Origin of the sequence: Pelagibius sp. 7325 (assembly GCF_037652055.1) — a bacterium.
Classification (GTDB): domain Bacteria; phylum Pseudomonadota; class Alphaproteobacteria; order Kiloniellales; family Kiloniellaceae; genus Pelagibius.
On sequence record NZ_JBBKAH010000013.1, the window covers coordinates 143,106 to 166,932 of the forward strand.

General features: G+C 67.0%; 23 protein-coding genes. 19 read left to right on the forward strand and 4 right to left on the reverse strand.

Going from position 1 to position 23,827, the window contains the following annotated elements:
* The first annotated feature begins 76 nt into the window (after positions 1-76).
* The 4 genes from WDC82_RS23390 to WDC82_RS23405 all read left to right on the forward strand — a co-directional run bounded on the left by WDC82_RS23390 (position 77) and on the right by WDC82_RS23405 (position 3,323).
* A complete protein-coding gene (locus tag WDC82_RS23390) occupies positions 77-1,663 on the forward strand; it encodes a peptide chain release factor 3 (protein ID WP_340119836.1) in 1,587 nt (528 codons plus the stop codon).
* On the forward strand, positions 1,663-2,004 hold the full coding sequence (locus tag WDC82_RS23395; protein WP_340119837.1) for a DUF1491 family protein: 342 nt from the start codon (positions 1,663-1,665) through the stop codon (positions 2,002-2,004). The genes WDC82_RS23390 and WDC82_RS23395 overlap by 1 nt, the downstream gene beginning before the upstream one ends.
* 217 nt (positions 2,005-2,221) lie before the next feature.
* Positions 2,222-2,899, forward strand: coding sequence for a class I SAM-dependent methyltransferase (locus WDC82_RS23400; RefSeq protein WP_340119838.1), 678 nt, complete (start codon positions 2,222-2,224; stop codon positions 2,897-2,899).
* Positions 2,900-3,026: 127 nt separating this feature from the next.
* Positions 3,027-3,323: a hypothetical protein gene (locus WDC82_RS23405; RefSeq protein ID WP_340119839.1), complete on the forward strand. Its 297-nt coding sequence runs from the start codon at positions 3,027-3,029 to the stop codon at positions 3,321-3,323.
* 128 nt (positions 3,324-3,451) lie between these two features.
* On the opposite strand, the gene WDC82_RS23410 is transcribed toward WDC82_RS23405, so the two are convergent.
* The 4 genes from WDC82_RS23410 to WDC82_RS23425 are packed head-to-tail and all read right to left on the reverse strand — an operon-like array spanning position 3,452 to position 7,303.
* Positions 3,452-3,913 carry a DUF192 domain-containing protein gene (locus WDC82_RS23410; RefSeq protein WP_340119840.1) on the reverse strand — a complete coding sequence of 154 codons (462 nt, stop codon included), beginning with the start codon at positions 3,911-3,913 and terminating at the stop codon, positions 3,452-3,454.
* Positions 3,914-3,968: 55 nt separating this feature from the next.
* Positions 3,969-5,090, reverse strand: a complete 1,122-nt coding sequence (locus WDC82_RS23415) for an acetoin utilization protein AcuC (RefSeq protein WP_340119841.1) — start codon at positions 5,088-5,090, stop codon at positions 3,969-3,971.
* The gene (locus tag WDC82_RS23420; protein ID WP_340119842.1) at positions 5,083-6,309 is read right to left on the reverse strand and encodes a cation:proton antiporter; all 1,227 of its coding nucleotides are present in this window, start codon (positions 6,307-6,309) and stop codon (positions 5,083-5,085) included. Before WDC82_RS23420 ends, WDC82_RS23415 begins: the two co-directional genes overlap by 8 nt.
* Positions 6,310-6,346: 37 nt before the next feature.
* Positions 6,347-7,303: a nucleoside hydrolase gene (locus WDC82_RS23425; RefSeq protein ID WP_340119843.1), complete on the reverse strand. Its 957-nt coding sequence runs from the start codon at positions 7,301-7,303 to the stop codon at positions 6,347-6,349.
* Positions 7,304-7,755: 452 nt separating this feature from the next.
* Between WDC82_RS23425 and WDC82_RS23430 the strand changes: the two genes are divergently transcribed.
* The 15 genes from WDC82_RS23430 to WDC82_RS23500 all read left to right on the forward strand — a co-directional run bounded on the left by WDC82_RS23430 (position 7,756) and on the right by WDC82_RS23500 (position 23,725).
* Positions 7,756-10,695 carry a monovalent cation/H+ antiporter subunit A gene (locus tag WDC82_RS23430; protein ID WP_340119844.1) on the forward strand — a complete coding sequence of 980 codons (2,940 nt, stop codon included), beginning with the start codon at positions 7,756-7,758 and terminating at the stop codon, positions 10,693-10,695.
* Positions 10,696-11,061: a Na+/H+ antiporter subunit C gene (locus WDC82_RS23435; protein ID WP_340119845.1), complete on the forward strand. Its 366-nt coding sequence runs from the start codon at positions 10,696-10,698 to the stop codon at positions 11,059-11,061.
* Positions 11,058-12,590: a monovalent cation/H+ antiporter subunit D gene (locus tag WDC82_RS23440; protein WP_340119846.1), complete on the forward strand. Its 1,533-nt coding sequence runs from the start codon at positions 11,058-11,060 to the stop codon at positions 12,588-12,590. Before WDC82_RS23435 ends, WDC82_RS23440 begins: the two co-directional genes overlap by 4 nt.
* Before the next feature lie 16 nt (positions 12,591-12,606).
* On the forward strand, positions 12,607-13,098 hold the full coding sequence (locus WDC82_RS23445; RefSeq protein WP_340119847.1) for a Na+/H+ antiporter subunit E: 492 nt from the start codon (positions 12,607-12,609) through the stop codon (positions 13,096-13,098).
* A complete protein-coding gene (locus WDC82_RS23450) occupies positions 13,095-13,364 on the forward strand; it encodes a K+/H+ antiporter subunit F (protein WP_340119848.1) in 270 nt (89 codons plus the stop codon). Before WDC82_RS23445 ends, WDC82_RS23450 begins: the two co-directional genes overlap by 4 nt.
* Before the next feature lie 12 nt (positions 13,365-13,376).
* On the forward strand, positions 13,377-13,790 hold the full coding sequence (locus WDC82_RS23455; RefSeq protein WP_340119849.1) for a Na+/H+ antiporter subunit G: 414 nt from the start codon (positions 13,377-13,379) through the stop codon (positions 13,788-13,790).
* A gap of 218 nt (positions 13,791-14,008) precedes the next feature.
* On the forward strand, positions 14,009-15,274 hold the full coding sequence (locus WDC82_RS23460; RefSeq protein ID WP_340119850.1) for an amino acid ABC transporter substrate-binding protein: 1,266 nt from the start codon (positions 14,009-14,011) through the stop codon (positions 15,272-15,274).
* A gap of 86 nt (positions 15,275-15,360) precedes the next feature.
* The gene (locus WDC82_RS23465) at positions 15,361-16,263 is read left to right on the forward strand and encodes a branched-chain amino acid ABC transporter permease (protein WP_340119851.1); all 903 of its coding nucleotides are present in this window, start codon (positions 15,361-15,363) and stop codon (positions 16,261-16,263) included.
* A 2-nt stretch (positions 16,264-16,265) separates the two neighbouring features.
* The gene (locus WDC82_RS23470; RefSeq protein ID WP_340119852.1) at positions 16,266-17,399 is read left to right on the forward strand and encodes a branched-chain amino acid ABC transporter permease; all 1,134 of its coding nucleotides are present in this window, start codon (positions 16,266-16,268) and stop codon (positions 17,397-17,399) included.
* Positions 17,396-18,145 (forward strand): ABC transporter ATP-binding protein, encoded by a 750-nt coding sequence (locus WDC82_RS23475; RefSeq protein WP_340119853.1) that lies wholly within the window; start codon positions 17,396-17,398, stop codon positions 18,143-18,145. The genes WDC82_RS23470 and WDC82_RS23475 overlap by 4 nt, the downstream gene beginning before the upstream one ends.
* Positions 18,145-19,032 carry an ABC transporter ATP-binding protein gene (locus WDC82_RS23480; RefSeq protein WP_340119854.1) on the forward strand — a complete coding sequence of 296 codons (888 nt, stop codon included), beginning with the start codon at positions 18,145-18,147 and terminating at the stop codon, positions 19,030-19,032. Before WDC82_RS23475 ends, WDC82_RS23480 begins: the two co-directional genes overlap by 1 nt.
* A 170-nt stretch (positions 19,033-19,202) precedes the next feature.
* A complete protein-coding gene (locus WDC82_RS23485; protein WP_340119855.1) occupies positions 19,203-19,874 on the forward strand; it encodes a carbon monoxide dehydrogenase subunit G in 672 nt (223 codons plus the stop codon).
* 202 nt (positions 19,875-20,076) lie between these two features.
* Positions 20,077-20,544, forward strand: coding sequence for a (2Fe-2S)-binding protein (locus tag WDC82_RS23490; protein WP_340119856.1), 468 nt, complete (start codon positions 20,077-20,079; stop codon positions 20,542-20,544).
* 4 nt (positions 20,545-20,548) lie between these two features.
* Positions 20,549-22,915, forward strand: coding sequence for a xanthine dehydrogenase family protein molybdopterin-binding subunit (locus WDC82_RS23495; protein ID WP_340119857.1), 2,367 nt, complete (start codon positions 20,549-20,551; stop codon positions 22,913-22,915).
* A 15-nt stretch (positions 22,916-22,930) separates the two neighbouring features.
* Positions 22,931-23,725 carry a xanthine dehydrogenase family protein subunit M gene (locus WDC82_RS23500; protein ID WP_340119858.1) on the forward strand — a complete coding sequence of 265 codons (795 nt, stop codon included), beginning with the start codon at positions 22,931-22,933 and terminating at the stop codon, positions 23,723-23,725.
* Positions 23,726-23,827: the final 102 nt, after the last annotated feature.

Genomic DNA, 23,827 nt, shown 5'->3' on the forward strand with positions numbered 1-23,827 from the left:
GTCCCTCCGCGCTTGTAAATTCCTCCGGAAGGCCCCATTTTCCCGGCCGACCCTGATCCCTTGCCCCCTATAGAGCATGTCCCAGTTGTCCGATGCCGTCGCGAGGCGGCGCACCTTCGCGATCATCTCCCACCCCGACGCGGGCAAGACCACGCTGACCGAGAAGCTGCTGCTGTTCGGCGGCGCGATCCAGCTGGCCGGGGCGGTGAAGGCGCGCGGCGAGCAGCGGCGCGCCCATTCCGACTGGATGAAGGTGGAGCGCGAGCGCGGCATCTCCGTCGCCTCCTCGGTCATGACCTACGACTATGCCGGCAAGACCTTCAACCTGCTGGACACGCCGGGCCACGAGGACTTTTCGGAGGACACCTACCGCACCCTGACGGCGGTGGACTCCGCGGTCATGGTGCTGGATGCCGCCAAGGGCATCGAGGCGCAGACCCTGAAGCTGTTCGAGGTGTGCCGCCTGCGCGACATGCCGATCATCACCTTCGTGAACAAGCTGGACCGCGAGAGCCGAGATCCCTTCGAGCTGCTGGACGAGGTCGAGCAGCGCCTGGCGCTGGACGTCACCCCGGCCTCCTGGCCGATCGGCATGGGGCGCAGCTTCCTCGGCTGCTACGACCTGCTGCACGACCGCCTGCTGCTGGTCGAGCGCAGCCGCACCAAGATGGGCGCCGAGGGCGAAAGCTGCTCGGGCATCAACGACCCGAAGCTGGATACCCTGCTGCCAGCCGACGCCGTCGCCAAGCTGCGCGAGGACGTCGAGATGGTGCGCGAGCTCTGCCCGCCCTTCAACATGCAGTCCTACCTGGAGGGCCATCTGACGCCGGTCTACTTCGGCTCGGCGCTGAACAACTTCGGGGTGCGCGAGCTGCTGCAGGGCGTCGGCGACATGGCACCGCCGCCGCGCCCGCAGCCGGCGCAGAGCCGCGACGTGCTGCCGACGGAAGAAAAAGTCAGCGGCTTCGTGTTCAAGATCCAGGCCAACATGGACCCCAACCACCGCGACCGCATCGCCTTCCTGCGCCTGTGCTCCGGCCACTTCAAGCGCGGCGCCAAGCTGAAGCATTCGCGCAGCGGCAAGACCATCAACGTGCACAACCCGGTGCTGTTCCTGGCGCGCGACCGCGAGCTGGCGGAGGAAGCCTGGCCGGGCGATATCATCGGCATCCCAAACCACGGCAACCTCGGCATCGGCGACGCGCTGACCGAGGGCGAGGATCTGAAGTTCACCGGCATCCCCTCCTTCGCGCCTGAGTACCTGCAGGCGGTGCGCCCGGTCGACCCGCTGCGCGCCAAGCACCTGGGCCGCGCGCTGCAGCAGCTGGCCGAGGAAGGCGCCGCGCGCGTCTTCAAGCCGAACATCGGCGCCGACTGGATCGTCGGCGTGGTCGGTCCCTTGCAGTTCGACGTGCTGGCCGACCGCATCCGCACCGAGTACGAGGTGCCGGTGCGCTTCGAGCCGACTTCCCTGCACACCGCGCGCTGGGTCGAGGCCGACGATGCGCTGAAGCTGAAGCGCTTCATGGATGCCAACCAGGGCGCGCTGGCGACGGATCACACCGGCGCGCCGGTGTTCCTGGCACGCAATGCCTGGCACCTGGATCGCGCTGCAGAAGACTGGCCGGACCTGCGCTTCCTCAAGACCAAAGAGCAGATCTAGTGGAGCCGGATGGCCGCCTGCCCGCCGAGCTGTGGATCAAGGCCCACATCCGGCGCTGCATCGCCGACAACATCCCCGCCGCCGTCGTTCACCGCGGCGAGAAGAACAGCGGCACCCTGATCCTCAAGGTCAACCAGATCGGCCAGGGCGTGAAGGTGCTGAACCAGACCCGCGACATCGACGGGGCCATCGCCTGGATGCCGGCGCTGGGCGGCGAACTGGTGTCCGAGGCCGACGCCGACGCCTACGTCGAGCGCGCGGTGAAGCGCGACCCCGACGTCTGGGTGGTCGAGATCGAAAGCCGCGACGGCTGGCACCCCTTCGAAGGCAAGGTGCTGTAGGCTCGCAATCCATCTCGCACCACCCCGCTCGTCATCCCGGCCAAGCGACCGCAGGGAGCGCGAGCCGGGAACCATGGATGGTCCGGACGCCAAGCGGCGCAATAGGCCCCGGATCGCACTTGCCTGACGCTCGCTTGTCCGGGGTGACGGTTTGTGTTGGTGCCGGCAACGCGTGCGCCTAGATGACTCTTCGTGCAATTCCCTTCAGGAGTCCCAAATGTCCCGACGCAGCATCGAGATGACCGACGCCCTCTACGCCTACCTGCTGGAGAACTCGCTGCGCGAGACGGACCTCCTGCGCCGGCTGCGTGAGGAGACGGCGGGCCTGCCCGGCGCCGGCATGCAGATCGCGCCGGAGCAGGGCCAGTTCATGGCGCTGCTGGCCGAACTGATCGGCGCCCGGCACTGCCTGGAGATCGGCACCTTCACCGGCTATTCGGCGCTGGCGGTGGCGCTCGCCCTGCCGCCCGACGGGCGCCTGATCGCCTGCGACGTGAACGAGAAGACCACGGCGGTGGCCCGGCGCTACTGGCAGGAGGCCGGCGTTGCCGGCAAGATCGATCTGCGTCTCGCGCCCGCCCTCGAAACCCTCGACACGCTGCTGGCCGAAGGAGCGGCCGGCCGCTTCGACTTCGCCTTCATCGACGCCGACAAGAGCAACTACGAGGCCTATTACGAAAGGTGCCTGGAGCTGCTGCGCGACGGCGGCCTGATCGCCGTCGATAACGTATTGTGGGGCGGAGCGGTAACGAATCCCGCTCCGGGTGATTCGGATACCAGGGCCATTCGCGCCCTCAATGCCAAGATCGCGTCGGACCAACGGGTTAGCTGCTCGATGCTGCCGCTGGGCGACGGCCTTACGCTCGTACGTAAACGATCCGCGCAGGCCAACTAATCACAATTTAAATGACGTCGTTAACTCATGCTTAAGCGGACGTTAACAGCATCTTCATTCCGCCGTGAAAAGCTTGTCATGTCGGCGAAAGCGTTTCGCTGAAAGACAACTGAAGATGAGGCTTATCATGTGGAAGATTTTAGCGCTCGGCGCTGGACTCGCCCTCGTCAGCTCCGGTGCAGCGATGGCGCAGCCTCAGTGTGATCAGCGAGACTCGGTACTGCAGGTCCTGCAGCAGAAGTACAAGGAGCAGCCTGTCGCTCTCGGTGTCACCCACAACGGCGGTCTCGTCGAAGTGCTGACCACCGGCAACGGCACCACCTGGTCCATCATCGTGACCACGCCGCAGGGCATGTCCTGCCTGGTGGCCGCCGGCGAAGGCTGGAAGGCCATGCAGCAGGTCGCGATGGATCCGGAAGCCTAACAGGCACCGGAAAAGCCGAACCCGGGAACTTCTTCGAGGTCGATGCACTCGGGGCCCTCTTGAGCCCGTTGTGTCTTGGGACGGTTGATTGCAGCGCTCGCCGCCGGTTGTTTCGGCGCCAGAGAACGCTACTTGAATGCGGGATGACGGACCCGGTCCCCGGGTTTGATCACGAGACGGGACGCCGTCCCGGCATTCAACTCCAGTACCGCGGAAACCGGGCCACCCGAGACGATGGCCCGCAGAGAATGCGGCACCGTCCGCTGCTCGATCCGCACGATCTTGCCCGTTTCATCGATGAACAGCATGTCCAACGGGATGAGCGTGTTCTTCATCCACATCGCCCGCTCTTCGCTGCGGCCGAAGAGGAACAGCATGCCCGCGTCCGCGTCCATCTGACGGCGGAACATCAGCCCCTGGGCGCGCTGGTCCGGCGTCTCGGCGATCTCGACGGTGAAGTCGTGCGTCTCGCCGTCCGCCGTCTCGATGCTCAGCGTATCGCTTGGGAATGTGACGAGACCGTTTTGCGCGGCGGCCGGAACGCTCCAGGCGACGACCACGAACGCGAGCAGGATGAGAAGTCTTTTCATAGCGCTAGATGTATCCACCAAAATTGCTGCGAACAAGGGCTGGCAAGCAAGTCGTTCAGGGCCGCAAGGCGCGCGCCGCCAGATCGCGCACCGCGTCCCGTAGCGGCCCTGGGCGCGGCGCATCGGCCAGGGTAGTGAACCAGGCCTCCGGCGGATTTCGCCCGCGGCTGTGGCGCCATTCGAGGGCACGCAGCACCGCCTCGGCCTGCGCCGGCAGGCGCTGCGGGATCTCGAAGCCGTTGAGCGTCGCCCAGACGCCGGCCCAGGCGCGCCCCACCGACCAGGGATTGTAGCCCCCGCCGCCCAATACCAGTAGACGCGGTACGAGGTCCGTCACCCCTGCGACCACGCGCCAGAGGGCAGCGTTGGACAGCGCCAGCTTGCTCAAGGGGTCTTCCGCCAGGGCATCGGCGCCACACTGCAGGACGATGGCCTCCGGCGCGAAGGCCTCGATCAGCGGCAGCACGGCTTCCCCCATGAGGAAATCCATCTCGCTGTCGTTGAAGCCTTCCGGCACCGGCAGGTTGCGCGCCGCGCCCCCGGCGCGGTCGTCGATGCCGCCGGCGCCCTCCTTGCGCATCGGCCAGCGCGCGTCCTCGTGGATCGACAGGGTGAAGACCCGCGGATCGTCGTGAAAGGCATCCTGCACGCCGTCGCCATGGTGGGCATCGACGTCCAGGTAGAAGACCCGCGACAGGCCGCCGTCCAGCATGGCCAGGATCGCCAGCACCGGATCGTTGAAGTAGCAGAAGCCGCTGGCATGGTCCGGTCGGCCGTGGTGGGTGCCGCCGGCCGGGCTGTAGATGACGCCCGGCGCCGCCGCGAGGCTGCGGCCGGCCAGGATGGAGGCGCCGCAGGCCGTCGCCGGGCGGCGGAACACCTCTGGATAGATCGGATTGCCGTTGCGCCCCAGGTTGAAGCGCTCCTGCTCCGCCGCCGGCAGGCCCTGGGTCGCTTCGGCCCGCTGCACGGCGGCGATGTAGGCCGGGTCGTGGAAGCGCGCCAGCTGCTCGGGCGTCGCCCGCGGGCTGTCGATGTAGAACGCATCGGGCAGCCAACCGAGGGCACGGCAGAGATCGATGCAGGTCGAGACCCGCGGGATCGCCAGCGGGTGCCGCCCGCCGTAGGTCGAGCGGCGATAAATCTCGCTGCCGATGAAGCGTGGTCCGCTAGTCATCGCGCTTCAGCAGCCAGCGCAACGCCACCGGCGTTACAAGGGTCGTCACCACCGCCATCAGCACCAGGACTGAGAAGAGGCTGGAGACCACGCCGTTGCCCGGGCCGGGCGTGAAGACGCCGGCCTCCGCCACCACACCCAGGATGATCAGCTCGACGGCGCCGCGCGCCGACATACCGACGCCCACAGCGCAGGCATGGCGCCGGTCGAAGCCCAGCAGCCGGGCCGGAATGCCGGCACCGATCAGCTTGCCGAAGAATGCGGCCAGGATGACAAGCACCAGCAGCAGCGGCTCGGCGGCGGCCGCGGCGAGATCGACCTGCAGGCCGATGGAGACAAAGAACAGCGGCCCCAGCACACCGCTGCAGATGGCGGCCAGGATGAGCTTCATGTCGTTGTAGGCCTGGTGCCCGATGCGATGCGGCTCGAAGAACAGGCCGGCCATGAAGGCCCCCATCACCCAGTGCAGCCCGAGGGCCTCGGCCAGGAGGGCGTAGCCGAGGCCCACCGCCACCAGGACACTGAGTTCCAGCGCCACCACCTTTTCCTCCTGCAGCCGCCCGCTGATATGCGGATAGACGTGGACGCCCAGCAGGCTGGTCGCCGCGAAGAAAGCGACGGCCTTGGCCGCCAGCCATCCCAGCGCCGCAAGGTCCGCCCCGCCGCCGGTGACTGCGACGGTCGTCACCATGGCCAGCAGGAGAAGGCCGAAGACGTCGTCGATCAGCGCGGCCGAAAGCACGGTGACGCCGAGCCGGCTGTGCAACAGGCCGAGTTCCTCGAAAACCCGGGCAGTGGCTGGGATTGCCGTCACCGAGATGGCAACGCCGACGACGAGCGCCTGCGCCGGTTTCAGGTCGGACGTCGGGAGCGCCCACCAGGCCAGCAGCACGCCCAGGGCCAGCGGCAGCAGCACGCCGCCCAGCGCCACCAGCAGGGCACCACCCGAGGCGGCGAAGACCTCCTTCGGCTCCAACTCGACGCCGGCCTGCAACACCAGGAAGAAGATCGCCAGTGTGGCGATCTCGTCCAGGTAGATCGAAGCGCGGGCGGCGGCGAAGTGCGCCTCGAGCGGCGCCAGCGGCAACATCGCCAAGGCGATCAGTACGCCGGCCAGCAATTCGCCGACCGGCGCCGCCTGGCCGATCCGCTCGGCCGCGACGCCGCAGATGCGGGCCAGCAGCAGCAGGCAGAGCAGTGCGGCGATGGTCAACAGCATGCAGGCGCGCCCCCTTCCTTGAAGAGCAGCCGACGCTTCAGGGCAGCCGCGCCAGGCGTTCGCGGATCAGCGCGTAGAAGCCGCGCGCATCGATCGCATTGATGACCCGGCAGTTGGCGGGATGCGGCGTGACGTCCCACCAGTCGACCACGGTCATGCCCATGGTCAGCTCCGAGCCGGTCTCGATCCGCACGTTGCAGTCCTTGCCGGCGAAAAGCTCGGGCCGCAGCAGGTAGGCCAGCACGCAGGGGTCGTGCAGCGGGCCGCCCTCGGCGCCGTACTTCTCCATGTCGAAACGCTCATAGAAGTCGAGCATCGCCGCCGCCGCGTCGCCGCTGCGCGTGCCGAGCTGGCGCAGCGACTCGATCCAGGCCTTGGTCATCAGCGCTTTATGCGTCACATCAAGGGGGTGCATGGTCAATTTGATACCCGAGGTGAAGACCACGTGGGCCGCGTGCGGGTCGACGTAGATGTTGAATTCCGCCGCCGGGGTGGTATTGCCGCCCTCGAAGAAGCCGCCGCCCATCAGAACGATCTCGCCGATGCGCGCGGCGATGTCTGGTGCCTTGATGAGGGCGGTGGCGACGTTGGTCAGCGGCCCCAGGGTGCAGAGGGTGATGCTGCCGGCCGGTGCCGCGCGCAGGGTATCGACGATCCAGTCGACCGCGTGGCGCTCCTGCAGCAGCATGGCGGGCTCCGGAAGGTCGGGGCCGTCCAGGCCGGTCTTGCCGTGCACCTCCTCGGCCGTCACCTGGTGGCGCACCAGGGGCCGCGCGCAGCCGGCAAAGACCTTCACATCGGGCCGCCCGGCCAGCTCGCAGACCTTGCGGGCGTTCTTTTCGGTCAGGCTGAGCGGCACGTTGCCCGCCACCGCGGTAATGCCCAGCACCTCGAGCTCCGGCGAGGCCAGGGCCAGCAGGATGGCGATGGCGTCGTCCTGACCCGGATCGGTATCGATGATAATAGGCCTGGCGGTGCCGGCTTGGGCGGCCATATGCAATCTCCCTAAAGTTTCCGCTCCGGCGGCGGCCATGCCAACTGGCGGCGGCCATGCGATGTCGTGCTGCCGCACCGCGCGCAACTACGCCGCCGACTCCGTGCAAGGCAAGCGGCCAACGCCGCAGACGGCGCCAACGACCGCTCCAGGGTACGCGAAACAGACCGCATTGCCGTGGATTTCGTCCCAGTTGGTCGCATCGCCAGACCAAGCCGGCCCTAGCTTCAGCCCGGAGCGCGAATTCCGTATGTTTCCTGCCGGTTTAACTTGACCGGCGCGGCTCCGTCAGTAGGCTCGTGACGCCCAAATCGGGGCCAATAAGACAAAATCACGACATGAGCTCCACAGGGGCGATACAGGGACGGTTCAGGGGCGATGCAGGGCGCTTTCCTTTCATTTTGTCGGTCAGCGTACAGTCTGTGCTCGGCCTGTACCGGGCGCGCCCGTCAATGACGCTGGCCTGGATCGTCCTGCTGCCGTTCCTCGGGGCGGCGCTGCCCGGGCTGCTCATTCGCGCCGGGCGCGATGCCTGCGCGCTGGCCACCGGCGCGGTCACCCTGCTGGCCTTCATCCTGCTGCTGACCCTGGCACCGGCGGTCTTCGCCGGCGAGGTGGTGCAGGCGCGCTGGGACTGGCTGCCGGCCCTCGGCCTCAACGTCACCTTCTTCGTCGACGGCCTCGGCCTGTTCTTCGCCGGCCTGATCCTCGCGATCGGCCTGCTGATCATCATCTACGCGCGCTTCTACCTCTCCAAGGACGACCCGATGGGTCAGTTCTACGCCTACCTGCTGCTGTTCCAGGGCGCCATGGTGGGCATTGTGCTGTCCGACAATGTCCTGCTGCTGCTGATCTTCTGGGAGCTGACCAGCCTCAGTTCCTTCCTGCTGATCGGCTATTGGAAGCACCTGCCCGAGGGGCGCCAGGGCGCGCGCATGGCACTGGCCGTCACCGGCATGGGCGGTCTCTCGATGATCGCCGGCATGCTGATCCTGGGCGACATCGCCGGTTCCTATGACCTGACGGTGATCCTGCAGCACGGCGCCGAGATCCAGGCCTCGCCGTGGTACATCCCCGCGCTGCTGCTGATCCTCGGCGGCTGCTTCACCAAGTCGGCGCAGTTCCCCTTTCATTTCTGGCTGCCGCACGCCATGGCCGCGCCGACGCCGGTCAGCGCCTACCTGCACTCCGCCACCATGGTGAAGGCGGGCATCTTCCTGATGGCGCGCATGTGGCCGGTCCTCGCCGGCACCGACGCCTGGTTCTACATCGTCGCCACAACGGGCCTCGCCACCATGGTGATCGCCGCCTGGATCGCCCTCTTCAAGGACGATCTCAAAGGGCTGCTGGCGTTCTCCACCGTCAGCCACCTCGGCCTCATCACCATGCTGTTCGGCTTCGGCACGCCGATGGCCGCCGTGGCCGGCGTGTTCCACATTCTGAACCACGCGACCTTCAAGTGCGCGCTGTTCATGACCGCCGGCATCGTCGACCACGAGGCCGGCACGCGCGACGCGCGGCGCCTGGGCGGGCTCGCCGGGCTGATGCCGATCACCGCGACCATCGCCACCGTCGCCGGCCTCTCGATGGCCGGCCTGCCGCCGCTCAACGGCTTCCTCTCCAAGGAGATGATGCTGGAGGAAGCCACCCACAGCGTCTGGGCGGGCAATCCCTGGCTGCTGCCGGCGCTGGCGACGCTGGGCGCCCTGTTCTCCGTCGCCTACTCCTTCCGCTACGTGTTCCACGTGTTCTTCGGCCGCCGGCGCGACGACTACCCGCACCACCCCCACGACCCGCCGAGCGGCATGTACCTGCCGCCCGCCCTGCTGGTCGTACTGGTCGTCCTCATCGGCCTGCTGCCCGCCGTCGTCGCCCAGCCGCTGGTCGAGGTCGTCGCTGGTGCGGTGACCGGCGGCAGGCTGCCCGAATTCCACCTGTCGCTCTGGCACGGCCTCACCCCGGCGCTGGGCATGAGCCTGATCGCGACCGCCGGCGGCGCCTTCCTGCTGTGGCGCCACGACGCCTTCAACCGCATCCGGCTGGCGACGCCGCGGCCGGAGGCCAAGGCGATCTTCGAGGCCACGGTGAACGGCCTGGCCGGCATCTGCAACGTGATGATCGACGGCCTGCACAACGGCTCGCTGCGCCGCTATCTCGCCTTCTTCGTCGCTGCCGCGCTGGCCGTCGGCGGCGCCGCCTTCATGAGCGGCGAGCACGCCATGGGCCTGCGGCCGCCGACGCCGGCGCCGCTGGTGCCGATCCTCGGCTGGGTGCTTTTGGTGGGCGCCTGCATCGCGCTCGTCGCCTTCCACCACAACCGCCTGCTGTCCCTGATCATCGTCGGCGTGGTCGGTCTCGTCGTCTCCATCGCCTTCATCTACCTCTCGGCACCCGACCTGGCGCTGACGCAGATCTCGGTCGAGGTGGTGACCATCATCCTGCTGCTGCTCGCCCTGAACTTCCTGCCCAAGGAGACGCCGCGCGAAAGTCGGCCGTCGCGCCATCTGCGCGACGGCGTGCTGGCGGGCCTCAGCGGCATCGGCATCGGCGGCCTGATCTACCTGGTGATGTCGCGCGACTTCACCAGCATCTCCGAATTCCATCTGGCGCAGTCGCAGCCCGGCGGCGGCGGCACCAACGTCGTGAACGTCATCCTGGTCGACTTCCGCGGCTTCGACACCTTCGGCGAGATCATCGTCCTCGGTATCGCCGCCCTGGCGATCTACGCCCTGCTGGACGGCGCCCTGCACGGCCCCGCGGCCAAGAGCCTGTCGTCGTGGATCCCCGACCAGGAGCGCGCCAAGGACCGCCACCCGCTGATGATGGTGGTGGCGACGCGCGTCATGCTGCCGCTGTCGCTGGTGGTCGGCGTCTTCATCTTCCTGCGCGGCCACAACGAGCCCGGCGGCGGCTTCATCGCCGGCCTGGTGGTGGCCATCGCCTTTCTCATGCAGTACATGGCCAGCGGCTTCGGCTGGGCCGAGCGGCGCATGAAGATCGACTACCACGCCTTCATCGCCTGGGGCGTGCTCATCGCCGGGCTGACCGGCGCCGGCGCCTGGCTCGCCGGGCGGCCGTTCCTCACCAGCGACTACACCCACGTCCACCTGCCGCTGCACATCGACTTCGAACTGGCGACCGCCATGGCCTTCGACACCGGGGTGTTCCTCACCGTCATCGGCTCGGTCATGCTGGCGCTGGCCAACCTGTCGCGCCTGGCGCGGCGCACCGAGGCGCCGATCAGCAAGCAGCCGATGGACTTCCGCCCGACGCCGGAAGGGCCCACCGTCACCGGCACGCCGAACAGCGATGCCGTCGGCGGCGGCATGGCGGGGGCCCGTCTGGCCGGCGAGGAAGCGGCACCGGACGACGGCTCGGGAGGGCGCAGCTAGATGGAGATCCTCGTCGCAAGCGGTGTCGGCGCCATGACGGCGGCAGGAGTCTACCTGCTGCTGCGCGGTCGCACCTTCCCCGTCATCATCGGCCTGGCGATGCTGTCCTACGCCATCAACCTCTTCCTCTTCGCCACCGGCCGCCTGGTGATCGACCGGCCGCCGGTGATCTCCGACAGCGCCCTCGGCTACACCGACCCGCTGCCGCAGGCGCTGGTGCTGACCGCGATCGTCATTTCCTTCGGCATGACCGCGGTGATCGTGGTGCTGGCGCTGCGCGCCTACCTGGAGGCCGGCACGGACGAGGTCGACACCGACGAGACGGCTGTCCAGGATAACGGGTCCGGCGGCGGAGGCGCGGCATGAACCACTGGATCGCCGTGCCCATCGTGCTGCCGGCCATGATGGCCCCGTTCATCGTGCTGGCGATGCGCCACGACCTGCTGCTGCAGCGCGTGTTCTCCCTCGCCGCCAGCGTCGCCCTGCTGGCCGTCGCCATCGGCCTCACCCTGCACGCCGCCGCCGGCGGGCCGCAGCTTTACGAGCTCGGCAACTGGCCGGCGCCTTTCGGTATCGTCCTGGTGCTCGACCGCCTCTCGGCGCTGATGGTGCTGCTGACGGCGATCCTCGCCGTCGTCGTCGCGATCTACGCCATCACCAGCAACTGGGACAAGCGCGGCCGCCATTTCCATGCCCTCTTCCAGTTCCAGCTGATGGGCATCAACGGCGCCTTCCTGACCGGCGACGTCTTCAACCTCTTCGTCTTCTTCGAGGTTCTGCTGATCGCCTCCTACGGCCTGATGCTGCACGGCGGCGGCGCCCAGCGCATGAAGGCGGGCGTGCAGTACGTGGTGGTCAACCTCGGCGGCTCGACCCTGTTCCTCATCGCCGTGGGCACCATCTACGGCATCACCGGAACGCTGAACATGGCCGACCTGGCGGTGAAGGTGCCGCTGGTGCCGGCCGGCGACCAGGCACTGCTGCGCGTCGGCGCCCTGCTGCTGCTGGTGGTCTTTGCGGTAAAAGCGGCGCTGGTGCCGATCCACTTCTGGCTGCCGGGCACCTACGCCAATGCCCCGGCGCCGGTCGCCGCGCTCTTTGCGGTGATGACCAAGGTCGGCGCCTACTCGATCATCCGCGTCTATACCCTCGTCTTCGGCGGCCAGGCCGGCGAGGATGCCTGGCTCGCCGCCGACTGGCTGCTGCCCGCCGCGCTGGCCACCCTGGTGCTCGGCAGCCTGGGGGTGCTGGGCGCCAAGGGGCTGAGCCGCCTGATCTGCTTCTCGGTGATCGCCTCCATGGGCACCCTGCTGACCGCCGTTTCGCTGTTCACTCCGGCGGCGACCACGGCGGCGCTGTTCTACCTGATCCACTCGACCTTCGCTGGCGCGGCCCTGTTCCTCATCAACGATCTGATCATGGAGCGCCGCGGCAGCGCCGGCGACCGCCTGATCACCGCGCCGCAGCCCGCCAACAGCGGCCTGCTCGCCGGCCTCTTCTTCCTCGCCGCCATCGGCATGGCCGGCATGCCGCCGCTGACCGGCTTCCTCGGCAAGCTGATGGTGATGGACAGCGCCCGTTCTTCGGAATCCATGGCGACCATCTGGACGGTGATCCTGGTCACCTCCCTGGTGACCATCGTCGGCTTCGCGCGGGCCGGCAGCATGGTGTTCTGGAAGAGCGCGGCGATCCCCGGCCCGCAGGAGCACCACAACGTCAGCCGCCCCGCCTTCCCGATCGTCGCCGCCGGCGCCATGCTGGCCGGCATGGTGGCGCTGGCGGTCTTTGCCGGTCCGATCACCGGCTATCTGGAAGCCACGGCCGCCGGGCTGTACGATCCCAGCGCCTATCTTCAGGCGGTGCTCGGCCCTGCCGTGCTCGCCGCCGGACAATAGGAAGGAGCCAGCCGTCATGTTCGCCCGTCTCCTGCCCCATCCTCTGCTGACCCTGACGGTGACCGCCGTCTGGGTGATGCTGGTGAACGACATCTCGCTGGGCGGCATCCTGTTCGGCATCGTCCTGGGCATCGCCATTCCGCAGATCACCTCGACCTTCTGGCCGCAGCGCCCGCGCGTGCGCGGTCCGCTGAAGATCGCCGAATACGCCCTGGTCGTCCTGTGGGACATCGTGGTGGCGAACGTGAAGGTCGCCTACGTCGTCGTCTTCAAGTCGAACCGCCAGCTGCGGCCCCACTTCATCACCATTCCGCTGGAGATCTATTCGCCGGAAGCGATCACCGTGCTGGCGGGCACCATCACGATGACCCCCGGCACGGTCACCGCCGACCTCTCCGCCGACGGCCGCAGCCTGCTGGTGCACTGTCTGGACACCGGCGATCCCGAGGGCGAGGTCAGCGGCATCAAGCAGCGCTACGAAGCCCGGCTGAAGGACATCTTCGAATGATCGGCTATGCTCTTCACTTCAGCTTCGCCTGCTTTGCCATTGCCTTGCTGCTGAACCTCTACCGCCTGGCCAAGGGGCCCAGCATCGCCGACCGCGTACTGGCGCTGGACACCATGGTGATCAACGGCATCGCGCTGCTGATCCTCTACGGCATCACCAGCGAGACGACGGTCTATTTCGAGGCGGCGCTGCTGTTCGCCATGGTCGGATTCATCTCCACCGTCGCCTACTGCAGGTTCATCCTGCGCGGCGACATCATCGAATAGGGCGCCGCGGTCATGGACATCCTCGTCGAATTGCTGATCTCGGCGCTGCTCGTGATCGGCGGCGTCTTCGGGCTGGTCGGTTCCTACGGCCTCGCCAAGCTGCCCGACCTGATGACGCGGCTGCACGGCCCGACAAAGGCCGGCACGCTGGGCGTCGGCGCGGTGCTAATCGCCTCGATGATCTTCATGCTGTGGGAAGAGCGCGACCCGTCGTTTCACGAGCTGATGATCACGCTGTTCCTCTTCCTGACCGCCCCGATTACCGCCAACTTCATCGCCAAGTCGTTCCTCCACCGGCACAGCGATGAAAAGGCCAAGCTGCCCCCGACGGGGACCGACTACGGCTGGGCGAGCTTCGATGAGCCGCCCTCGACCGCCGACGACGAGCCGGATTCACTCACCGGCCCGCGCCGCCGCAGCAACTGAGCCCGGCGTAAAGTTCTTCGAAATTCTGGTAACTTAACTGCTCCCGGCAGGCCCCGGCCGCGCGCCCTCTGGTCCGCAGAACGGACCAGTTGCCGGACTGTAGGACCTGCCAAGGGTTGCGTCAGACCGTCACCCCTCTATTATCGTCATCAACTGCGCTAGCAAAGCTGCAGAAACGAACTAAGCAGAACAGCTGCTTGGAATGAGGGAGGCAAAAAATGCTCACAATTTACACGCCAGAAGTGTCTCTTAAGCGTGCCCTGACCGGGCTCGTCATGGCCGGCACCGCCACCGGACTGATCGCCGCCGGCGCCGCGCAGGCGAAGGTGGAGGGCGATACCATCGTTCTCGGCTCGGCCAACTCGCTGACCGGCAAATACTCGTCCAACGGCATCGACACCCAGAACGGCTACGATCTCGCGATCAAGGTCATCAACGACAAGGGCGGCGTCACCATCGACGGCAAGCAGTACAAGCTGGCCGTCAAGTACTACGATGACGAATCCACCCCGGCGCGCACCGCGCAGTTGCTCGAGCGCCTGATCGAGCAGGACGGCGTCCAATACATTCTTGGCCCCTACAGCTCGGCGACCACCATCGCCGCGGCGCCGGTGACCGAGAAGTACCAGGTGCCGATGGTCGAGGCCGAAGGCGCATCGCGCGCGCTGTTCAACAAGGGCTACAAATACCTCTTCGCGGTGCTCTCGACGTCCGAGCAGTACCTCTCCAGCGCCATCGACCTCGCCGCCGAGGTCGCCGAGAACAACGGCAAGAAGCCGTCCGACGTGCGGGTCGCCATGGTCTTCGAGAACGATGCCTTCTCGCTGGACGTGCGTGCCGGCGTGATGGAGCAGATGAAGAAGCACGGCATGGAGGCCGTCATCGACGACAAGATGCCGGCCGACCTTTCCGACATCTCGGCGACGCTCACCAAGGTGAAGGCACTGAAGCCCGACCTGCTGGTGGTCTCCGGCCACAACAAGGGTGCCGTCACCGCGGCGCGCCAGATGAAGGAGCTGCAGGTCGAGGTGCCCATGGTCGCCATGACCCACTGCGAGGGCGCCAAGGTGACCGACCAGTTCGGCCCGGCGGCCGACGGCTATCTCTGCCCGACCCAGTGGGCCGAGACGCTGAGCTACTCCGACGAGTACTTCGGCTCGGCCGCGGACTACGACAAGCTGTTCCGCGAGACCTTCGACGGCTACACCACCGTGCCCTACCAGGCCGCCCAGGCCTCCGCCGCGGTGATCGTTTGGAAGGAAGCTTTCGAGAAGGCCAACTCGCTGGATCCGCAGAAGGTGCGCGACGCCATCGCGGCGACCGACATGGAAACCTTCTACGGCCCGATCAAGTTCTCTGAGGCCGGCAACAACATCGCCAAGCCGATGGTGCTGCGCCAGATCCAGGACGGCGACTACGTCGTGGTCGCACCGTCCAAATACGCCTCGCACGAGCTCGTCTGGCCACGCGAGGCGATGTACTGAGGTTTCGCCCCCTTGCCCCCGCCCCCTAAAGGGCGGGGGCAAGTGATTTTCCCCTTTCAACCGGGATAGATGGGCGAAGGACTCACATGCTCGACAACCTCGATCTGCTGCTGATCGCGCCGGTGCTGAACGTGCAGCTGCTGCTGGACGGCCTTTTCATCGGGGCGATCTTCGTGCTGGCCGCCTACGGGCTCGCGCTCGTCTGGGGCGTGATGAACGTGAAGAACCTGGCCCAGGGCGAATACGTCATCATGGGCGGCTACTTCGCCTGGCACCTCGGCACCCTGGGCATCCACCCGGTCCTCTCGATCCCGATCGTCTTTGCGATCATGTTCGTCTTCGGCTGGATCGTGTACCTGCTGGTCATCAAGTGGGTGATCACCCGCGATCTCTTCACCTCGCTGCTGGCGACCTTCGGTATCGCGCTGATGGTCCAGCAGGGCCTCAACCTGGCCTACGGGCCGGAGGTGCGCACGGCGGATTCAGGCCTCGGCACCCATTCGCTGTTCGGCGGCCTGGTGACCGTGGCGGAGATCAAGATCGTCTCCTTCGTGCTCTGCGTGCTGCTGGCCGCCAGCGTCATCCTCTTCATGAAGACCAGCCGCATGGGACAGGCGATCCGCGCCACCGCGCAGGATCCGCGCGCGGCCAAGATCATGGGCATCGATACCGAGCGGGTCTACGCCTTCACCTACGCCCTCAACGCCGCGATCTGCGGCGCCGCCGGCGTGCTGGTCGCCATGGTCTGGGTGATCCAGCCGTTCTACGGCGTCGTCCATTCGATCCGCGCCTTCGTCATCGTAACGGCGGCGGGCCTCGGCAACATTCCCGGCGTCATCATCACCGGTCTCGGCCTCGGCGTCGCCGAGCAGTACGCCGGCTTCGTGCTCGGCGCCGAGTTCCAGCAGGCGACGGCCCTGACGCTGCTCGTCCTGGTCCTCATCTGGCGGCAGATCCAGCTCGCCAAGCACAGAATGGTGGTGCAGTAGCCATGACCAGCGAACACACCCTGTCGGGCAGCAAGCCCCTCCCCGCCGGCAGCCGCCGCGCCACCAGGTTCGCCCACAATGCCGACACCACGCCGTGGTACGTCTATGCCGCGCTGCTGGCCTTCGCCATCGGCGCGCCCTTCGTGATTCCCGCCTACACCACGCAGGTCGCCTTCTTATGGCTGATGATCCTTTTCGCGCTGACCTGGGACATCGTCGGCGGCCAGATGGGCTACAACTCGCTCGGCAACATCTTCTTCTTCGGTGCCGGCATGTACATCTCCGCGGTGGTCCAGGTCGGCCTCTTCACCGACGTCGGCACCTACACTTCGGCGCGCGGCGGCGAGCAGCTGGTGCTTGACCATGGCGACTACTTCTACGGCCTCGTCCTGGGCATGGGCGCGGCCGCGATCGGCTGCGTCATCTTCGCGCTCATCCTCGGGCGCATCGTCTTCGGCCTGCGCGGTCCCTACTTCGCCATCGGCACCCTGGGCATCGCACTCTCGGCGCGCGAGCTGACCGGAACCTGGGAGTGGATCGGCGGCGGCAGCGGCATCGCCATGCCGGTCTATCCCGGCCTGCCGCACGAGAAGTCGGTCGTCTTCTACGTCATTCTCTTCGCTCTCGCGGCGCTCACGTTCCTCTGCGTGCGCTGGCTCTATTCGACGCGCTTCGGCCTCGCCATCAACGCCATCCGCGACGACGAGGAGAAGGCCGAGGCCATGGGCATCCACACCCTGCGCCACAAGCTCGTCGCCTGGTCGGTCTCCGGCTTCTTTCTGGGCATGTCCGGGGCGGTCTTCGGCAACATGACCGGCTTCGTCGAACCGCTGGAAGTCGCCTTTCCGACCGTCACCTTCGGCATCTTCATGGTCGTCATGGCCCTGTTGGGCGGCAAAGGCACGCTGTGGGGGCCGGTCATCGGCGCCACTCTCTTCCACGTCATCAAGGAGGTCACCTGGACCTACCTGCTGGGCTGGCAGTGGGTCGCCCTCGGCCTGCTCATCGTGGTCAACGTGGTGTTCTTCCAGGAAGGCATCATGGGCTGGCTGCAGCGCAAGTGGCCGGAACGTTTCGGCATAACCGTCGATGAAGGGATGAGCGCCGGCGCCGCCGGCCGGGAGGCCGCCCGATGAGCCCCTCTCCTATGATCGAGGTGCGCGACGTCTCCAAGTCATTCGGCGGCGTGCAGGCCAACCGCGCCATCTCGCTGAACGTGCCAGCAGGCAAGATCACCGGCCTGATCGGCCCCAACGGGTCCGGCAAGACGACGCTGTTCAACTCCATCGTCGGCTACCATCCGATCGACGGCGGCTCGATCCGGTTCGAGGGCCGCGAGATCTCCGCGCTGAGAGTGCCGCAGATCGCGCGTCTCGGCCTGCTGCGCACCTTCCAGCAGACCCGCATCTATTCCAAGATGGACTGCGTGAGGAACATGCTGATCTCGGTGCCGCACCGCAACGCGGGCTTTACCGACATGTTCAAGGGCTATTCGGCCGAACAGAAGGACAAGGCCGAGCGCCTCCTGGAGTTCGTCGGCCTCTACCAGAAGCGCCACCTGGTCTCCGGCGATCTCTCCTTCGGCCAGCAGAAGCTGCTGGAGTTCGCCATGGCGCTGATGAACGAGCCCAAGGTGCTGTTGCTTGACGAGCCGACGGCAGGCATCAATCCGACGCTGATCAACGGCCTCATCGACCGCCTGAAGCGCGCCAACGAGGAGTTCGGCATCACCCTGCTGGTCATCGAGCACAACATGCGGGTCATCATGAACCTGGCCGAGCACATCTACTGCCTCGCCCATGGCGAGATGCTGGCCGAGGGCGATCCGGACGAGATCCAGAACGACCAGCGGGTCATCGACGCATATCTGGGGGCGCATTGATGGGTACCACCAACGAAGCCAAGCGGGCCGACGGCGCGGAGCGGCAGGTTCGCGGCTACGGCCTGGGCGGGGTCGACACCGTCATCTCGGTGGAGGACGTCAACCGCCAGGCCGCCGCGCTGACCACCGAGGCGGTCCCGGAAAGCCATCTCGCCGCCCTGGCGGACAACAAGCCCTTCGTCAAGATCGCGGGGCTGCGCGCCGGCTACGGCAAGATGGAGATCCTGCACAATTTCAACCTGCAGGTCGGCAAGGGTCAGTCCCTCTGTCTCATCGGGCCGAACGGCGCCGGCAAGTCGACGGTGCTGCACTCCATCTTCGGCTTCACCAACATCTTCGGCGGCAACGTCGTGGTGAACGGCAAGAACGTCACCCGGCTGTCGCCCAAGGACAAGCTGCGCTCGGCCGGGGTCGCCTACATCCTGCAGGACAAGTCGGTGTTCCCCGGCATGACGGTGGAAGAGAACCTCTGGATGGGCGGCTACCTGATGAACAAGCCCGTCCAGGCCAAGCAGAAGGCCGAGGAGATCTTCGAAAAATATCCGCGCCTCGCCGAACGGCGGCGCCACCCTGCCAAGGTGCTGTCGGGCGGCGAGCGCCGCCTGCTGGAGATTTCCCGCGCCCTGGTGATGGACCCCGAGGTCTTGTTGGTGGACGAACCGTCGATCGGCCTGGAGCCGCGCTTCATCGACATGGTCTTCGAGATCCTCACCGACCTGCAGAAGGGCGACGGGAAGACCATCATCATGGTCGAGCAGAACGCCAAGAAAGGCCTGGAATTCGCCGATATCGGCTATGTCCTGGTCTCCGGCGAGCTGGCGATGGCCGACAAGGGCGACGCCCTGCTGGAAGATCCCGAGGTCGGCCGCCTGTTCCTGGGCGGATAAGGTCGCTCGGAGTCCCCAGGGTGCCGCGCCTATTGGCCGAAGGGGGGGCTTGAACCCGCGCGGCGGAACGGCAATTCTGACGTGAAACGAGATTCGGGGCGTGCTGCGGGCCGATGGGCCGCTGCCGCGCCTTTGCCATTGGTATTTCAGGATAGGATGAGCGAACGATCATGCAGATGACCGGCCAATACCGTATCGAGGCGCCGCGCCAGACCGTGTGGGAGGCTTTGAACGACGTCGAGGTGCTGCGCGTCTGCATTCCCGGCGTCGAGGAGATCGAAAAGACCTCGGACACCTCCTTTTCGGCCAAGGTGCGCGCCAAAGTCGGCCCGGTTTCGGCACGCTTTGCGGGTGACGTCACGCTGAGCGACCTCGATCCGCCGAACGGCTACACCATCTCCGGCGAAGGCAAGGGCGGCGCGGCCGGCTTCGCCAAGGGCGGCGCCAAGGTGAACCTGAAGGACGACGGCGCCGCGACCCTGCTGACCTACGACGTCCAGGCCCAGGTCGGCGGCAAGCTGGCGCAGATCGGCTCGCGCCTCATCGACGGCACCGCCAAGAAGATGGCCGACGACTTCTTCTCCCGCTTCGCCCAGACGGTCGAGCGGGGCGGCGAAGCGCCGGCGCCGGGCGAGACCGCCCCCTCCCCGGCCGCAACCGCCTCGGACGTTCCCCCCTCGTCCGCGCCGGCAGCCGCGCCAGCTCCCGCGCCGGCGCCGGCGACCGCCTCGCGCTCACCCGCGGACGCCGATGCCGACGTCGGCGCCGGCGCCTCCCTGGGGGTGTGGGTCACCGGCCTGCTGGTGGCGGTGGCGCTGCTGATCGCGATTTTCGCCCTCTGACCGAACGGGCCCTCTGACCGAACGGGCCCTGTGACCAAAAATTCATGAAGCCTGCCCGTGGCGCCCCTTGACGGGACTCGCGTGCGGCAACAGACTTCACCGTTGCAAGGACGTCAACCACCGCGAGCCTGCCAGTAAGCCCGCGGCAACAAACAAAAAAACCGAACATTCCGTTCGGAAGGTCAAGGAAGGGAGATACCCCATGCCCAGAGTGTCCATGACAGTCAATGGGCGGGCGGTGACAGGCGACGTCGAAGGCCGCACCCTGCTCGTTCAGTTTCTGCGTGAGAACCTGCACCTCACCGGCACCCACGTCGGCTGCGACACCAGCCAGTGCGGCGCCTGCGTGGTCCACGTGAACGGCGAGTCGGTGAAGAGCTGCACCATGCTGGCGCTGCAGGCCGACGGCACCGAGGTCGCCACCATCGAAGGCCTGGCCCAGAACGGCAGCCTGCACCCGGTGCAGGAGGCTTTCCGCGAGCATCACGGCCTGCAATGCGGCTTCTGCACGCCGGGCATGGTGATGTCGGCCGTGGACCTGCTGAAAAAGAATCCCAACCCCGACGAAGGCGAGATCCGTGAGTGGCTGGAAGGCAACATCTGCCGCTGCACCGGATACCACAACATCGTGAAGGCCATTCAATCGGCCGCCGCCAACATGAAGGGGTAGGATCATGCCAGACACCGGAATCGGCGCCAGCGTCAAGCGCAAGGAAGATTTCCGTTTCCTGACCGGCCAGGGCCGCTACACCGACGACATCGACCGCCCCGGCCAGCTCTTTGCCTATTTCGTGCGCTCGCCGCACGCCTACGCCAAGATCAAGAAGGTCGACACCGCCGAAGCGGCCAAGGCGCCCGGCGTGCGGGCCGTCTTCACCGGCGCCGACATGGCCGCCGACAGCGTCGGTTCGCTGCCCTGCGGCTGGGTCGTCACCGACCGCCACGGCGAGGCCCACAAGGCGCCGCCGCACTTCCCGCTGGCGCGCGACAAGGTGCGCTACGTCGGCGACCACGTCGCCGTGGTGATCGCCGAGACCTACGCCCAGGCCAAGGAAGCCGGCGAGAGGGTCGAGGTCGACTACGAGGAACTGCAAGCCATCGCCAACCCCGTCAAGGCGTTGGACAAGGGCGCCCCGCAGGTCCACGACGAAGCGCCGGGAAACCTCTGCTACGACTGGGTGCTGGGCGACGAGGCCGAGGTCAACGCCGCCTTCGCTAAGGCGGCGCACGTCACCAAGGTCGACCTGGTGAACAACCGCCTGATCCCCAACGCCATGGAGCCGCGCGCGGCGATCGGCGAGTACGACGGCGGCACCGACAGCTACACGCTCTATTCGACCAGCCAGAATCCGCACCTTCTGAAGCTCATCCTCTGCGCCTTCGTGCTCGGTATCTCGGAGAACAAGCTGCGGGTGATCGCGCCGGACGTCGGCGGCGGCTTCGGCTCCAAGATCTTCTGCTACGCCGAGGAGACCGTCTGCACCTGGGCGGCCAAGAAGGTCCGCGCGCCGGTGAAGTGGACGGCGGAGCGTTCGGAGAGCTTCTCCTCCGACGCGCACGGCCGCGACCACGTCACCCATGCCGAGCTGGCAATGGACGAGAACGGCAAGTTCCTGGGCATGAAGGTGGAGACCATCGCCAACCTCGGCGCCTATCTCTCCAGCTTCGCCACCTCGGTGCCGACCTACCTCTATGCCACGCTGCTGGCCGGGCAGTACACCACGCCGGTCATCTTCGCCAACGTGAAGTCGGTGTTCACCAACACCGCGCCGGTCGACGCCTACCGCGGCGCCGGACGGCCGGAGGCGACCTACGTCGTCGAGCGTCTGGTCGAGGTGGCGGCCCGCGAGATGAAGCTGGACCCGGCGGAGATCCGCCGCCGCAATTTCATCCAGCCGGACCAGTTCCCCTATCAGACCCCGGTCGCCCTGCAGTACGACATCGGCAACTACGGCGCCTCGATGGACAAGGCGCTGGAGATGATCGACTACGCTGGTTTCCCGGCGCGCAAGAAAGCCTCCGAGGCCAAGGGCAAGCTGCGCGGCATCGGCTTCTCGGCCTACATCGAGGCCTGCGGCATCGCCCCCTCGGCGGTGGTCGGCTCGCTCGGCGCTGGTGTCGGCCTCTGGGAGTCCGCCCAAGTGCGCTTCAACGCCACTGGCACGGTGTCGATCTTCACCGGCTCGCACAGCCACGGCCAGGGCCACGAAACGACCTTCTCACAGCTGGTCGCCGAGACCCTGGGCATCCCGATCGAGAACGTCGAGATCGTGCACGGCGACACCGGCTCGATCCCCATGGGCATGGGCACCTACGGCTCGCGCTCGCTGGCGGTCGGCGGCTCGGCCATCGCCAAGGCCTGCGACAAGATCATCGAGAAGTCGAAGAAGATCGCCGCCCACCTGATGGAGGCCTCGGTCGAGGACGTCGAGTTCGAGGGCGGCAAGTTCCGCGTCGCCGGCACCGACAAGGAGAAGTCGATCGCCGAGATCGCCTTCACCGCCTACGTGCCGCACAACTATCCGCCGGACCTGGAACCGGGGCTCGACGAGACGGCGTTCTACGACCCGCTGAACTTCACCTACCCGGCGGGCGTGCACATCGCCGAGGTAGAGATCGATCCGTCCACCGGCGTCACCGAGATCGTCGACTGGGTCGCGGTGGATGACTTCGGCAAGGTCATCAACCCCATGGTGGTGGAGGGCCAGGTCCACGGCGGCATCGCCCAGGGCGTCGGCCAGGCACTGCTGGAAAATGCCGTCTACGACATGGACAGCGGCCAGTTGCTGACCGGGTCCTACATGGACTACTGCATGCCCCGTGCCGACGACCTGCCGTCCTTCCGGGTCGGCATGACGCAAACCGCCTGCACCCACAACCCCCTGGGGGTGAAGGGCTGCGGCGAGGCGGGCGCCATCGCGGCGCCGGCGGCCACCATCAACGCCATCACCGACGCGCTGGGCATCCTTTCCATGGACATGCCGGCGACGGCGGAAAAGGTCTGGCGGCTGGCCAACCAGCACGCCCAGGCCGCGGAATAAGGGGAGATCACGACCATGTACGACTTTACCCATCATCGCCCCGCTTCCGTGGATGCCGCCGTGGCCGCCCTCACCGGCGCCGACGACGGCAAGATCATGGCCGGCGGCATGACCCTCATCCCGACCCTGAAGCAACGCCTCGCCAGCCCCTCCGACGTCGTCGACCTGGGCGCCATCGCGGCCCTGAAGGGCATCAAGGAGGAAGGCGGCGCCATCGTCATCGGCGCCATGACCACTCACGCGGCGGTCGCCGCCAATGCCACGGTGAAGGCGAAGATCCCCGCCCTCGCCCACCTCGCCGACGGCATCGGCGATCCGCAGGTACGCAACCGCGGCACCATCGGCGGCTCCATCGCCAACAACGACCCGGCGGCGGACTATCCGGCCGGCCTCGTCGGCCTCGGCGCCACGGTGGTGACGAACAAGCGCCAGATTCCCGCCGACGACTTTTTCACCGGCATGTTCGAGACGGCCCTGGCCGATGACGAGCTCGTCACCGCTGTTTCCTTCCCGGTGCCGGAGAAAGCCGCCTACGCGAAGTTCGCCAATCCGGCCTCGCGCTACGCCATCGTCGGCGTCATGGTCAGCAAGGGCCCGGCCGGCGTGCGGGTCGCGGTGACCGGCGCGGCGCCTTGCGTGTTCCGGCTGGCGGAGGCTGAATCGGCGCTCGGCGGCGGCTTCTCGGCCGACGCGGTCGGCAAGGTGAAGGTCTCCTCCGACGGCCTCAACAGCGACATGCACGCCTCGGCCGAGTACCGCGCCAACCTGGTCAGCGTCATGCTGAAGCGCGCGGTCGCCGCCGCGGGCTGACGCCAGAGATAAACAATAAGCAGAGAGAGAAACTGCGGCCGGTCCTCGCGGACCGGCCTTTCTTCTTTTGTCGCTTCGTCTCGGGCCCCGTGCTGCGTTAGC

What these genes read in the sequence shown, in the direction of transcription:
- WDC82_RS23470 (WP_340119852.1), top strand. Translation starts at nt 16,266, where the DNA reads ATGACCAGCGAACACACCCTGTCGGGCAGCAAGCCCCTCCCCGCCGGC.
- WDC82_RS23480 (WP_340119854.1), top strand. Translation starts at nt 18,145, where the DNA reads ATGGGTACCACCAACGAAGCCAAGCGGGCCGACGGCGCGGAGCGGCAG.
- WDC82_RS23495 (WP_340119857.1), top strand. Translation starts at nt 20,549, where the DNA reads ATGCCAGACACCGGAATCGGCGCCAGCGTCAAGCGCAAGGAAGATTTC.
- WDC82_RS23455 (WP_340119849.1), top strand. Translation starts at nt 13,377, where the DNA reads ATGGACATCCTCGTCGAATTGCTGATCTCGGCGCTGCTCGTGATCGGC.
- WDC82_RS23410 (WP_340119840.1), bottom strand. Translation starts at nt 3,913, where the DNA reads ATGAAAAGACTTCTCATCCTGCTCGCGTTCGTGGTCGTCGCCTGGAGC.
- WDC82_RS23485 (WP_340119855.1), top strand. Translation starts at nt 19,203, where the DNA reads ATGCAGATGACCGGCCAATACCGTATCGAGGCGCCGCGCCAGACCGTG.
- WDC82_RS23490 (WP_340119856.1), top strand. Translation starts at nt 20,077, where the DNA reads ATGCCCAGAGTGTCCATGACAGTCAATGGGCGGGCGGTGACAGGCGAC.
- WDC82_RS23440 (WP_340119846.1), top strand. Translation starts at nt 11,058, where the DNA reads ATGAACCACTGGATCGCCGTGCCCATCGTGCTGCCGGCCATGATGGCC.
- WDC82_RS23445 (WP_340119847.1), top strand. Translation starts at nt 12,607, where the DNA reads ATGTTCGCCCGTCTCCTGCCCCATCCTCTGCTGACCCTGACGGTGACC.
- WDC82_RS23390 (WP_340119836.1), top strand. Translation starts at nt 77, where the DNA reads ATGTCCCAGTTGTCCGATGCCGTCGCGAGGCGGCGCACCTTCGCGATC.
- WDC82_RS23405 (WP_340119839.1), top strand. Translation starts at nt 3,027, where the DNA reads ATGTGGAAGATTTTAGCGCTCGGCGCTGGACTCGCCCTCGTCAGCTCC.
- WDC82_RS23450 (WP_340119848.1), top strand. Translation starts at nt 13,095, where the DNA reads ATGATCGGCTATGCTCTTCACTTCAGCTTCGCCTGCTTTGCCATTGCC.
- WDC82_RS23500 (WP_340119858.1), top strand. Translation starts at nt 22,931, where the DNA reads ATGTACGACTTTACCCATCATCGCCCCGCTTCCGTGGATGCCGCCGTG.
- WDC82_RS23460 (WP_340119850.1), top strand. Translation starts at nt 14,009, where the DNA reads ATGCTCACAATTTACACGCCAGAAGTGTCTCTTAAGCGTGCCCTGACC.
- WDC82_RS23420 (WP_340119842.1), bottom strand. Translation starts at nt 6,309, where the DNA reads ATGCTGTTGACCATCGCCGCACTGCTCTGCCTGCTGCTGCTGGCCCGC.
- WDC82_RS23415 (WP_340119841.1), bottom strand. Translation starts at nt 5,090, where the DNA reads ATGACTAGCGGACCACGCTTCATCGGCAGCGAGATTTATCGCCGCTCG.
- WDC82_RS23430 (WP_340119844.1), top strand. Translation starts at nt 7,756, where the DNA reads ATGACGCTGGCCTGGATCGTCCTGCTGCCGTTCCTCGGGGCGGCGCTG.
- WDC82_RS23400 (WP_340119838.1), top strand. Translation starts at nt 2,222, where the DNA reads ATGTCCCGACGCAGCATCGAGATGACCGACGCCCTCTACGCCTACCTG.
- WDC82_RS23435 (WP_340119845.1), top strand. Translation starts at nt 10,696, where the DNA reads ATGGAGATCCTCGTCGCAAGCGGTGTCGGCGCCATGACGGCGGCAGGA.
- WDC82_RS23425 (WP_340119843.1), bottom strand. Translation starts at nt 7,303, where the DNA reads ATGGCCGCCCAAGCCGGCACCGCCAGGCCTATTATCATCGATACCGAT.
- WDC82_RS23465 (WP_340119851.1), top strand. Translation starts at nt 15,361, where the DNA reads ATGCTCGACAACCTCGATCTGCTGCTGATCGCGCCGGTGCTGAACGTG.
- WDC82_RS23475 (WP_340119853.1), top strand. Translation starts at nt 17,396, where the DNA reads ATGAGCCCCTCTCCTATGATCGAGGTGCGCGACGTCTCCAAGTCATTC.